Genomic DNA, 11,738 nt, shown 5'->3' with positions numbered 1-11,738 from the left:
ATGAAGATATATCGTTCAATACACCCAGAAAACAAAAAGGGAGATGAACTGGTGAGCATAGTACTGGAAGTCAAAGAGGTCAAGAAGATCTATGGTGTTCAGAATGGTGGTAACTCGACAGTAGCACTCGATTCCATCAGCTTTATTGTGGAAAAGGGAGATTTCATCGGCATTATGGGACCCTCAGGCAGCGGCAAAACCACCTTGCTGAATATCCTAAGCGGTATTGGCAAGCCGAGCTACGGTGAGGTTTTTATAGGCGGCAAGAATATCACCTCTCTGGACAAAAATGAAATGTCGCTCTTCCGCAGGCAGCATCTCGGCTTTGTATTCCAGGAATTTAATCTGATGGACAGTCTGACGCTGAAGGAAAATGTCATGCTGCCCATGATTCTTGACAAGAAAGACAAAGAGCAGATGGAAGCTAAAAGCGAGGAGATTATGAAGCTGTTCGGTATCAACGAAATAGCCGGCAAATATCCTTATAACGTTTCCGGGGGGCAGCAGCAGAGAGTCGCGGTCAGCCGGGCGCTGGTCAATGATCCGGATATTATTTTTGCAGATGAGCCTACTGGCAACCTGGATTCCAAATCTTCGAGTGCCGTGATGAAATGCATCGCGAGGATGAATCAGGAGCGTGAGAGCACCATTCTGATGGTAACCCATGACGCCTTCGCTGCTAGCTTTTGCAAAAAAATCATATTCATCAAGGACGGGGCGATCTGCATGGAGATTGTCAGCAGCGGGGTCCGCAAGGCGTTCTTCGATCAGATCCTGGATTGTCTGGCGATCATCGGAGGAGAGCGCAATGACCTTTAGAGACGTCACGATTAAGAACTTCAAACGTAATGTACGGAATTTTTCCTCCTATTTCATGTGCAGTGCCTTTGCAATCACAATTTTTTTCCTCTATGCATCCTTGCTGTTCAATAATAGTGTTCGAGAGGGCACGGCGGAGGATGTGATCCGGATTGTACTGATCTTGAGTCTAGTAGCTCTGACGCTGTTTTCCGTGTTTTTCATCAATTATGCACATTCCTCATTTATCAAATCGAGAAGCAAAGAATTCGCCATCTTTATGTCACTGGGCATGCACAAAAATGATTTGCAGAAACTTATTCTGCTGGAGAATCTGATCATCAGTGCTTCCTCACTCGTCGCCGGGATCATCACAGGAGCGGTCTTTTCCCGGCTGTTTCAGAATATAGCGATTGATTTGCTGGATCTGAAGGAGGTTTCGTATTCGCTTAGTGCGGCGAGTTTTGTAGTGACTGCGGTTGTTTTTACAGTGATTTTTGCCGCCTCACAGCTGATATCAAGCGTAAAAGTCGGCAAGCTGGATATCGCGGATCGGATGAAGGATTCCCGTACGCAGGATAATCATGCAAAGAAGAATGACACTATACTGGGGCTGGCAGGCGTGGGGCTGGTTGTGGCCTCGATCCTCTTCCTGGTGCTGATCTCCAATCATGAGAGCCTGAATACGAATCCGTTCATGATCATTTCATATATTTTGATGAGCTTCACCGGTATCTACATGATCATTGCCCATCTGGGGAACACGCTGATCCGCTTCCTGAAGAATAAGAAATTCTATTACCGTCACCTTCTCTCCATCACCGAAATTAATCACAAATTCAATCAGAACAAGCGTGTGATGTTTATCCTGAGTATTCTCAGCGGGGTGACCATTTTTCTCGTAGCTTCACCTTTCTCATTGCTGCAGCTGTCGGAAAGTATTGCGGAGCGGAATAAATATGATATCGAGTATATTTCGGTAACAGGTGTACACACACTGGGGAGCGGACAGCTGGAACAGATGCTGGAGCAGTCCGGCGAGCCATTCAAGTCGATCACTGAAACCAGCTTTCTGAATCTGAAAATGAATCTGGAAGGCGACAAATACGATGTTCTGAAGTCAAAGCCAATTATTTCACAGGATAAGTATAACTCACTAACAGGCGAGAAGGTAACCGTGGGGGTAGGAGAAGCCTTGAATATCATCACGGCATGGGAGCCGGGTTCTCATGGAATTGACCCGGGAGCAGCGATTGAATTCACCGATGGTACCCAAACCTTCGATTTTAAGGTGAAGTCTTCCTACCATGGCGATTGGTTTGCAACAGCAAGCTCTTATCCCACAAGCTCAGGCATCGTAATCAGTAATGAGGATTACAAGGACATGGCGGCTAAGGTAGACGGCGGTGCAATAGGTACCCATTATGGGATCAACTTTACAGACTGGAAGGGTACAGAAGGGATCGTCCAGAGGCTGAAGGATACTTTGCAGGCAACAGACAAGGATGGAAGCGGCCAATGGTTTGCGGTCTCCTCCAAAATAGATGCCTATAAAGAGCTGAAAAAGAACTATTCGCTGTTTGTGTTCATAACCTCGCTTGTCGGCGTTTTGTTTTTTGTGGCAGGTGGAATGGTGCTGTATTTCAAGCAATACACCGAAATAGGGAATGCCATTGTCTTTTTCCGCAAGCTGTACAAAATAGGGATCAGTGACAGGGAGATACGGACGGTGGTATCCGCAGAGCTGCTCATAACCTTTTTTGTACCCCTGCTTCTGGGCAGCCTCTTCGGTTACTCCTTCATCTATCTAGTCACACATGTCATGAGCGGCTCCGATATCCTCGGTGAATTCATGAAGAACACTACGATTGTGATCGCTATCTATTTCCTATTTCAGCTCAGCTTCTACATCATTACCAAACGCAAGTACGTCCAAGAGGTTGTGCGAAAGCTGACCAGTGCGTCATAGAACGAATGATACGCGGGTTGGGCAAGTCACCTGGCATTGCAGGTCAGTGATCAGAAATGATCATTGGCCTGTTTTGTTTGACTGTTAGAAGGATGAAGCATATGCTATTCATATAATTAGATATCTAACTATACATCCATAGCTAAAGGAGTTTTCCCATGACTGAACAACCTTCGAACACGCCATTTTCAGATTTGATCCGGGAAATTGGATTGAAAAAGAAAAGACAGGCAAATGAAAGATTAGCGGAGCTGGGCATGAATGCACAGCAGGGGCAGATGATCGGCTATATTGCGGAAAATCAGGAGAACGGTCTGATCCAAAAGGATCTGGCGGAGCATTTCAACCGTAAGGAGGCCAGCATCACCAGCATGCTTCAAGGCCTGGAGAGAAAAGGATATATCCAACGCGTGATCCCCAAAGAAAATGAGCGGCAGAAAAAAATATATCTATTGGAGAAAGCGGCGGTTCTGGTCGAGGAGTTCAATGAGATTTTTGCGGAAGTGGAAAAAAGCATCACGGAAAATCTTACTGCGGAAGAGGCGGAAACACTGATGAGATTATTGAGTAAGGTGAATTCGAGTCTGTAGGTTGCTTGACATGAAATGCATTTCACAATTTACAGTAAAGGAGACAACATAAACTTACATGAGGAGAACTTACAATGAACATCAAGTTAATTGCAGTAGATATGGACGGCACCTTTTTAGATGATAAAAAAAACTATAATCAAAAATGGTTCAAACAGCTCTACGCTGTAATGAAGGCTAAAGGCGTTCATTTCGTGGTAGCCAGCGGGAACCAGTATTATAAGCTAAAATCTATTTTTGAAGATATCCAGGATGAGCTCGCTTATGTTGCAGAGAATGGCGCCTATGTCATCGATGGGACAGAAGTGTTGTTTACGGGCAAAATTCCACCGGATCAGGTAAGGCTGATCGTGAAGAAGCTGAGTCAATATGAGGAAATTTCGGCAGTCATGTGCGGAGTGGAAGGGGCTTATGTGCTCGAGGATGCCAGCAATGATTTCTATGAGCTCATGTGCCGCTATTATCCGAGATTGCAGAAGGTAAGCTCATTTGAGCAGGTAAATGACCAGATTTTCAAATTTTCCTTACTCACTCCTGATTGGACAGCCGGTGGTGTTGCGAAATATCTGCCGCTGCTCATGGAAGAGCTGAGGGGAATGGTAGATCCTGTGACCAGTGGCCATCAGTGTATTGACCTGATCATTCCCGGTTGCCACAAGGCCTCAGGGCTTGAACGTCTGATGGAGCGCTATGGTGTGCGGCCTGAGGAATGTGCGGCATTTGGAGACAGCAGTAATGATATTGAAATGCTGAAGTTATGCAAATACAGTTATGCTATGGACAACGCTTCGCCGGAAGTCAAAGCTGTAGTCAATTATCACACGGTGAGCAATAATGAACAGGGTGTGCTGCATGAAATTTCATTGCTCCTGGGGGAGCCGTCCTTGCTGGAAATATAGATAAAAACGAATTCATTTCCTGCAATGGATATATTAGATCTATTATCAGCCGGGATCTGATTTTTTGTTTGACAGACGAGGATGATTCATCCATAATTCAATCCATACTAAACACATAAGATTTATCAGAAGGGGTGGTCACTCGTGTCAAAGTTAAAAGCATCTTTTAAAAAGTCGGTTGGAATAGGGACGTTGGCAGTTCTGTTTCTGGTATTACTAGCAGGATGCTCCGGCTCCAATAATAAAGCTGATTCAACCAATGCGGCTCAGGAGAGTGCCAGTCCGGCTCCAACTCAGAGTGCAGGCGCGGCTGAACCCGCTGTGGGTGGCACTTTTGTCTATGGTCGGCCTGCTGCGGTGACTTCATTCGATCTGCATAATGAAATTACATCGAACAATGCGTTTGCGATTGATAAAGTGTTTGAATCCCTCGTTTCATTTGACAGCAAAGGTGAAATAGTGGACTTTCTTGCCAAGTCACACAGCATCAGTAAAGACGGCTTGACCTATACTTTTGTTCTCCGTGACGGCTTGAAGTTCTCGAACGGTACGGATGTAACTGCTGAAGATGCGGTTTTTTCGCTGCAGCGGCATTTGAAGGTTAAAGGCCCGCTGGCCATTTCGGCAAAGGTGGCTACGATCAAAGCACAGGATAAACAAACGCTGGTTATTACGCTCAAAGAGCCATATACACCGTTCATCTCCGAGCTGTCCAACTTCTCGAACGGGATTATCCCGAACCATTTCGGCGGAGTTACCGAAGAAGAGTTCTTCAAGAAACCAATCGGTACAGGACCGTTCGTAGTTGAGACCTGGGACCCTGCTGGTGATTTGACCTTCACCAAGAATCCGAACTATTGGCAGGAAGGCAAGCCCAATATTGATAAGCTTGTATATAAGCTGATTGAAGATGACAGCCAGGCGATTAACCAGCTGAAGGCAGGAGAAGTGGATGCAATTGAATCCTTGGCCCTGCAGAATGCCAATGAGATCAAGGACGGCTCTGACACAGCAGTAGTTACCAACGGGAGCTGGGTGACCGAGCAGCTGTTCTTCAATACACTCGACGAACACTTCAAGGATGTGCATGTTCGACGTGCCCTGGCGCTCGCACTGGACCGTGACGGCTTGACTAAGGCACTTACGTTTGGCTATGCACAGACTGCAAATTCCCTGCTGCCTCCAACGATACCTTATAATGCAAATGATACGATTAAAGCGCTGAACTTCAATGTGGATGAAGCCAAAGCGGAGCTTGCCAAGTCTGCCTTCCCTGGCGGGTTCAGTACAAAATTGCTTGTTGCTTCAGGCAACAGTTCAAGAGCCCAGGAGGCGCAAATTATTCAGGCTGCAGGGCAAGCGATTGGCATCAAAATAGAGATTGAATCGATTGAACTTGCCGCCTTCCGTGAACGGTTTTTCGCTTATGATTTCTCAGCTATGCTGAACAGCGGACAAGCGGACTCTCCGGAAGCGAACTCCATTCTTGCTTTCCAGACGGACCCGCAAGGTTTCAGTAAATCGTATTGGACCCATTACACGAATGATGAAGTCACCAAGCTTCTATATGATGGGCAGAAAACAGCGGATGGGGATGGCCGTGCAGACATTTACTCCAAGCTGCTGCAGACACTGGCCGATGAAGTACCTTATATTCCGTTGTATTATCCTGATATTCTGATCGGTGCCCGTTCTTCCGTCCAGGGACTGGTTGTTTTACCTAACGGCAGTGTAAGATTCGACACGGTTAGCATCAGTAAATGATGAAATCTAATTCTTCATTTACTGGACGGACAGGAGGCAATGCATCTCACAAGTGGCTACTAATAGCACTTGTGAGAGCACTGGCCGTGATCCTATGCGTAATGACGGCAGTCTTTTTCATAATCCGCATCGTGCCTGGAGACCCCGCGAAAATGATTCTGGGAGAATACGGTACACCTGAGGCGCTCGAGAGTATGCATCATACGCTCGGGCTTGACCTCTCTTTATGGGACCAGTTCCTACGTTTTGTGAAGACATTGTTTACCCAAGGAGATACAGGAAATTCAATTGTTACAGGGACCTCTGCCAGAGAGCTGATCACGCAGCGGGCTCCCATTACTTTGCTGCTCATTCTGATGGCTTGTGTGCTGGCAATCATCATAGCACTTCTGCTTGCTACACTTGCAGCCACTCATAAGGATAAGCTGCTGGATCATCTGATCCGTATTTTTCCTGCAATCACTCTGGGTATGCCAATCTTCTGGGTTGGCATTCTTTTGATTCTGCTGTTTAGCGTCCGGCTTGGCTGGTTTCCTGTCGGCGGAGTGGGAGAAGGGTGGACCGGAGCCCTGCACAGCCTTGCGCTCCCGGCGATAACTGTTTCTTTTTCACAGATTCCTACGCTTGTCCGGTCGTTAAGGGCGCAGATGCTTGAAGTCCTGGAATCCGATTTTGTAGTTACCTTGAGAGCTGCCGGAATACCGGGCAGGGTGATTCTGTTCAAACATGTGCTGCGCAACTCTGCTCTTCCTACACTGATGCTGCTTGGGGTGAATATCTCCTATCTGATCGGCGGGACACTGGTTGTTGAACAGGTGTTTGGAATCAAGGGAATGGGCAGCCTGCTGTTTACTTCAATCTCGAAAAGGGATTTTCCGGTTATTCAAGGCATAGCTCTATATTGTGCCCTATCTGTTGTGATCATCAGTCTACTGATTGAAATCATTTCCTGGTGGCTAGATCCCAGAACGAAAGGAAAACAATGAACGATATACGGTTAGACCCACCATTGCAAGAGGGCGGCAAAACAGCTGGCAGCCTCAGACGAATATGGAATACGCCTTCACTTCTTGTGGGCAGCATGATGTTTGCCGTGCTCATTATCCTGGCCGTGTTTATTCCTTACTTAAGTCCTTATGAGCCTTCGGGGCAGAATCTGAGTGCATTTTTACAACCTCCGTCCGCAGCACATTGGCTCGGAACCGATCAGCTGGGACGTGATTTGTTCACGAGATTGATCTACGCTGCGCGAACCGATCTGAAAATTATGGTGCTGGCAGAAATCATTCCCTTCTGTACAGGTGTGTTTCTGGGCATGCTGGCAGGTTATTACGGAAAATGGATCGATACCGTCATTACGCTGCTCACGGATACGTTAATCGCCTTTCCTTTCTATCTGATTGTTATTATTGTGGCCTTTGCCAGTGGAGCAGGAGAACGGGGGATTTACATCACCTTTATGCTGGTCGGATGGATCGTATTTGCCCGTGTTGTCAGAGGTCTGAGCGCGTCTTTCCGCGAGCAGGAATGGGTAGCATCCGCACAGACACTAGGGTTGCCCGGGGTAAGAATTATTCTGCGCCATCTGCTGCCCAATGTACTGCCCCAAGCGGTTGTCGTCCTGATGACGGATATGATTGGTTTGCTTGTAGCCATTGTTACACTCGGTTATCTGGGCATCGGCATTGCACCGCCAACTCCAGACTGGGGGACCATGATCGCTGATGGACAACCCTTCATTACGACATCTTGGTGGCTCTCGGCAGTTCCGGGATTTGCTGTAGTGTATACAGGCATTGCTTTGTCGCTTGTTGGTGATGGATTGGCCGATATTTGGAGGAAAAAATAATGTCAATACATCCGATTTTGCAAATTGAGGGACTGTCGCTGGCGGCGAAATCCAAAGAAACATTAGTGAATAACGTCAGTTTCTCACTCGGTAAAGGAGAAAGTCTGGGCTTGGTAGGTGAGTCGGGTTCCGGCAAATCGCTTACGCTGCGGGCCATTCTGGGACTGCTGCCGCGCGGTGTTACTCAGACCGGAGGTATGATTAAGAGCGGGGCTAGCAGCGCAATGGTTTTCCAAGACCCGAGAGGCGCACTCGATCCGCTCTGTCCGGTAGTTAATCAGCTGGCAGAAGTCGTATATTACAGGCAGCAGGTCAACCGGAAAGCTTCACGCATCATTGCACTGGAACTGCTCGAGAGACTCGGTCTACCCGATTCTCTGAAGAAATCGGACCGGTATCCGAGCCAGCTGTCTGGCGGTCAGTGCCAACGGGTGGTGATTGCCATGGCCCTGGCTTGCAAACCAGGCATTCTTCTCTGTGATGAGCCGACCACGGCGCTGGATGTTACGGTTCAACGGCAAATTATTGACACCATTACCGACCTTCAGCATGAATTAGGGTTTGCTATGGTCTTTGTTACCCATAATCTGGCAATTGCAGCGAACCTGTGCTCCAAATTGTACGTGATGAAAGCAGGCCGGATTGTAGAGCACGGAGATACACTTGATCTTTTACAGAACCCAACGGACCCCTATACTCAAATGCTGATTGATTCAGTGCTTCCAGTGCCGGAGCTTGAAGGGAGTGGAGCTTGATGGATATGGCCCTGCAAGTACACAACCTCACCGTTCGTTACGGCGGATTCACTGCCCTGGACAAACTCAGTCTCAACCTGGAACAGCATACCACGCTTGGGCTTGTCGGAGAATCCGGTTCAGGCAAATCTACCCTGGCAAGGGTGATTGCCGGACTAATTGCACCCGATGAAGGGAAGATATTGCTGGGATCTCAAGAATTACGGAAGAAGAGGAGCCTATATCAGCATAAACAGATCCAAATGATCTTCCAGAATCCGGATGCCTCGCTAAATCCCAAGCATTCTATCCGGCAGATTCTTTCCGAAGCGCTGCTGTTTCACAACATCGTGAGCCGGTCACAGGTTGAGAAACGATGCCAAGAGCTTTTGGCCCTTGTTCAGTTGGAAGCCAGATCACTGGATAAATACCCTCATGAATTCTCCGGCGGCCAGCGCCAGCGGATCGCAATCGCGCGTGCGTTAAGTGTGGAACCAAGCCTACTGATTGCGGACGAGCCGACGAGCGCACTCGATGTGTCTGTTCAGCGGAGTGTGCTCGAACTGTTCAATACGCTCAAAGCTGAGCTTCATCTTTCGCTGCTGTTCATCTCCCATGATCTGGGGGTTATTCATGCCATTAGCGATACGGTTGCAGTCATGCGGCAAGGTAAGCTGGTGGAGACAAGTCCCAAGGACCAATTCTTCATCCGCCCGGAACATGAATATAGTCGTGAGCTTTTGTCAGCCGTTCCAAAAATGCCAAAAACAAGTACCACCAGGAGGTTATTATGAACCCGGAACATCAAGGATTTGTGCCGCTTTCGCTGGCAGAGTTCAATACACTTACTGAATTGCTTTCCAAACTTTTATTGACCCAGCATCCTCCGGTTATTATCCCGGGTGAGGCTATCTTGGGGATTGAGGCGGTCGCTGCTGGAATAGCTGCACCGGGTCGTACCTTGGTAAATGTGGTTACAGGCCCTTACGGCAGATTATTTGGACAATGGCTGGAGCGGGGAGGAGCAACAGTTGCTGAGGTTATAGTCCCCTTTGATGAAGTCGCTACAGCGGACCTCGTTGCAGCGGCGATTGAACAATACCAACCAGATGCCCTATCCTTTGTTCACGCTGAAGTGGTTACAGGCGGTTCTAATCCCGTCAGGGAAATTGTTAAGCTTGCACAGGAGTTCAACCTGATTACAGTATCAGATTCTGTATCGGCGGTCGGAGGGGAGGTTCTCCCCGTAGATGAATGGGGCGTAGACTTTGCGGTAATCGGTGCCCAAAAAGCCTTGGCTGGCCCTAATGGCGTTAGTGCTGTCAGTATTTCTCCACGCGGCTGGGAATTTCTTGAGTCGAATGCAATCGCCCCCCGCAATTCCATCCTGTCGTTGCTGGATTTGAAACCATCCCCGGATGGGGCTGCTCCGTTACGGGTTCCACCCAACATACCTGTTTTGGAAGCCAGAGCATTGATCCTGGCGTTGACACGAATCGAAGAAGAAGGTCTGGAGCAGGTGATTAAGCGACATGAACGTGCCGCATCCTCTGCAATCGCAGGAATCACTGCCTTGGGTCTTGAACCGTGGCAGAAGGACAACAGACACTATTCTACTCTGACTACAACCGTCAAAATCTCGGGGAAGCAGGAATTGCTGATCCATCAGCCTGTGGGTATCGTGGCTCCCGGTGACGGTGGACTATTCGGCCAGCTTCTGCGGATTAACCATTTCGGAAAGAATGCTTCACGGAAAAGCGTAGAAGAAGCTATAACGGTTCTTGCCCAATTGTTGAAGATGGACCCTGAACAGGCATTACTGGCTGTCCGGCGGGTATGGGGAGAATGAGTATGATCCAAAAACAACCTAAGCTACTGACACTAGAAAATATGAATATAGCAGGTATTGAAGATAAACGATTCGATATTGTGATTAAAGAGGGACGGTTCTATTCGATAGTTGAGGCTGGTCCCTATCCTAATGAATCAAATCAGCCGGGCCAGGATTTATGGATAAGTCCTGGTGTGATAGACCTTCATACGCATCTTGCCTGGACAGATTTTGACCACGCCGATCAATTGAAACGCGATCAACCTGAGATCGAAGCGATGCAGGCTGAAGCCTTCGCGGCTACGCTTCGGACGGGTGTCACGACTACACGTGATGCAGGCGGGATTCTGCCAAGCACGGTGCGTCATCTGGTCCGGCATTATCAGCAGCCCCTCCGGGTGCAGACCAGCAGCGATATGATCGGGTCAGCGGATGCACGCGGTCTTAAGCATTTGGAAGCTCGAATGGCTGATATCTTTGCTACAGGAGCAGGCTGGATTAAAATCATGGCGACAGGCGGACTTGGCACACCTACCGAGAAAGTAGTTGATCCTATTTTCTCGGAAGAGGAGTTCGCCTTCATTGTCCGCAATGCGCATGCCCATGATAAAAGGGTGCTGGTACATACGTGGGGCGGAGTGACGATTGACTGGTCCATTCAAGCGGGTGTGGAATCTATTGAGCATGGAATGTTCCTGAGTGAGGAGCAGGCTGGCAGACTCGCTGAGTCTGGAGTAGCTTATGTGCCCACAACCTCAATTTACCGCATTGCCGCTGATCCGAAGGGTGTACTGGCCTTGAACCCGCTGATTTGCGATCGGGCAGCGCGTGCTGCTGAAGCCCATTCGAAAGCTATTGGTTATGCCCAAAAAGCAGGAGTCCGTTTAGGATTCGGTACGGATTACGCTACCCCTGCATTGCATGGTTACAACCTGCAAGAGCTAGATACGTTAATGGATTACGGGCTGAGCCGGACAGAAGTATGGAAGTCTGCTACAGAGAGTGCTGCCGGGATTCTGGGCAGTGGCAATGAATTAGGGCGAATTGCCGAAGGGTATATTGCAGATGCAATTATATACAATGCTAACCCATATCAGGCGCAAAACGCGGACCAGCTCCGAAAAAGTATTGTTTCCGTTATCACTGGAGCACAGGAATTAGATTTGGTCTGACCCGTCAAATGTTATATTGGCAACAAACGATAACCAGCAGAGATCCGGACTCTGTTGGTTTTTTTGTTTTATAGCAAGCTAACGATCCCTTTAGTCAAGTATTTCTATGCTGTTAATCTGTTTGAATTGTTA

General features: G+C 48.1%; 11 protein-coding genes. All 11 read left to right on the top strand.

Features of this window, described 5'->3' with window-relative positions:
• Positions 1–51: 51 nt before the first annotated feature.
• The 11 genes from A3842_RS14650 (at position 52) to A3842_RS14600 (ending at position 11,606) form a co-directional block, all read left to right on the top strand.
• Positions 52–819 carry an ABC transporter ATP-binding protein gene (locus A3842_RS14650; RefSeq protein WP_178382356.1) on the top strand — a complete coding sequence of 256 codons (768 nt, stop codon included), beginning with the start codon at positions 52–54 and terminating at the stop codon, positions 817–819.
• Positions 809–2,767 (top strand): FtsX-like permease family protein, encoded by a 1,959-nt coding sequence (locus A3842_RS14645; protein ID WP_074101890.1) that lies wholly within the window; start codon positions 809–811, stop codon positions 2,765–2,767. The genes A3842_RS14650 and A3842_RS14645 overlap by 11 nt, the downstream gene beginning before the upstream one ends.
• Before the next feature lie 158 nt (positions 2,768–2,925).
• The gene (locus A3842_RS14640; protein WP_074084425.1) at positions 2,926–3,357 is read left to right on the top strand and encodes a MarR family winged helix-turn-helix transcriptional regulator; all 432 of its coding nucleotides are present in this window, start codon (positions 2,926–2,928) and stop codon (positions 3,355–3,357) included.
• Positions 3,358–3,431: 74 nt separating this feature from the next.
• The gene (locus A3842_RS14635) at positions 3,432–4,256 is read left to right on the top strand and encodes a Cof-type HAD-IIB family hydrolase (RefSeq protein WP_074084424.1); all 825 of its coding nucleotides are present in this window, start codon (positions 3,432–3,434) and stop codon (positions 4,254–4,256) included.
• 144 nt (positions 4,257–4,400) lie between these two features.
• Positions 4,401–6,020, top strand: coding sequence for an ABC transporter substrate-binding protein (locus tag A3842_RS14630; RefSeq protein ID WP_074084423.1), 1,620 nt, complete (start codon positions 4,401–4,403; stop codon positions 6,018–6,020).
• On the top strand, positions 6,017–7,006 hold the full coding sequence (locus A3842_RS14625; RefSeq protein ID WP_371916004.1) for an ABC transporter permease: 990 nt from the start codon (positions 6,017–6,019) through the stop codon (positions 7,004–7,006). The genes A3842_RS14630 and A3842_RS14625 overlap by 4 nt, the downstream gene beginning before the upstream one ends.
• On the top strand, positions 7,003–7,869 hold the full coding sequence (locus A3842_RS14620) for an ABC transporter permease (protein WP_074101888.1): 867 nt from the start codon (positions 7,003–7,005) through the stop codon (positions 7,867–7,869). The genes A3842_RS14625 and A3842_RS14620 overlap by 4 nt, the downstream gene beginning before the upstream one ends.
• Positions 7,869–8,624, top strand: coding sequence for an ABC transporter ATP-binding protein (locus A3842_RS14615; protein WP_074101887.1), 756 nt, complete (start codon positions 7,869–7,871; stop codon positions 8,622–8,624). Before A3842_RS14620 ends, A3842_RS14615 begins: the two co-directional genes overlap by 1 nt.
• The gene (locus tag A3842_RS14610; protein WP_074101886.1) at positions 8,624–9,397 is read left to right on the top strand and encodes an ABC transporter ATP-binding protein; all 774 of its coding nucleotides are present in this window, start codon (positions 8,624–8,626) and stop codon (positions 9,395–9,397) included. The genes A3842_RS14615 and A3842_RS14610 overlap by 1 nt, the downstream gene beginning before the upstream one ends.
• Entirely contained in the window at positions 9,394–10,452 is a 1,059-nt protein-coding gene (locus A3842_RS14605) for an aminotransferase class V-fold PLP-dependent enzyme (RefSeq protein WP_074101885.1), read from the top strand. Before A3842_RS14610 ends, A3842_RS14605 begins: the two co-directional genes overlap by 4 nt.
• Positions 10,453–10,454: 2 nt before the next feature.
• Entirely contained in the window at positions 10,455–11,606 is a 1,152-nt protein-coding gene (locus A3842_RS14600) for an amidohydrolase family protein (RefSeq protein WP_074101884.1), read from the top strand.
• Positions 11,607–11,738 lie beyond the last annotated feature (132 nt).

The organism is Paenibacillus sp. P3E (assembly GCF_001909045.1).
Lineage (GTDB): Bacteria > Bacillota > Bacilli > Paenibacillales > Paenibacillaceae > Paenibacillus_AQ > Paenibacillus_AQ helianthi.
The sequence above is the reverse complement of the archived record's forward strand: the minus strand, read 5'-3'. Positions and strand labels throughout refer to the sequence as shown.

Coding starts and splice junctions, on each gene's coding strand:
- A3842_RS14605 (WP_074101885.1), top strand. CDS start 9,394: ATGAACCCGGAACATCAAGGATTTGTGCCGCTTTCGCTGGCAGAGTTC.
- A3842_RS14640 (WP_074084425.1), top strand. CDS start 2,926: ATGACTGAACAACCTTCGAACACGCCATTTTCAGATTTGATCCGGGAA.
- A3842_RS14645 (WP_074101890.1), top strand. CDS start 809: ATGACCTTTAGAGACGTCACGATTAAGAACTTCAAACGTAATGTACGG.
- A3842_RS14635 (WP_074084424.1), top strand. CDS start 3,432: ATGAACATCAAGTTAATTGCAGTAGATATGGACGGCACCTTTTTAGAT.
- A3842_RS14615 (WP_074101887.1), top strand. CDS start 7,869: ATGTCAATACATCCGATTTTGCAAATTGAGGGACTGTCGCTGGCGGCG.
- A3842_RS14620 (WP_074101888.1), top strand. CDS start 7,003: ATGAACGATATACGGTTAGACCCACCATTGCAAGAGGGCGGCAAAACA.
- A3842_RS14610 (WP_074101886.1), top strand. CDS start 8,624: ATGGATATGGCCCTGCAAGTACACAACCTCACCGTTCGTTACGGCGGA.
- A3842_RS14600 (WP_074101884.1), top strand. CDS start 10,455: ATGATCCAAAAACAACCTAAGCTACTGACACTAGAAAATATGAATATA.
- A3842_RS14625 (WP_371916004.1), top strand. CDS start 6,017: ATGATGAAATCTAATTCTTCATTTACTGGACGGACAGGAGGCAATGCA.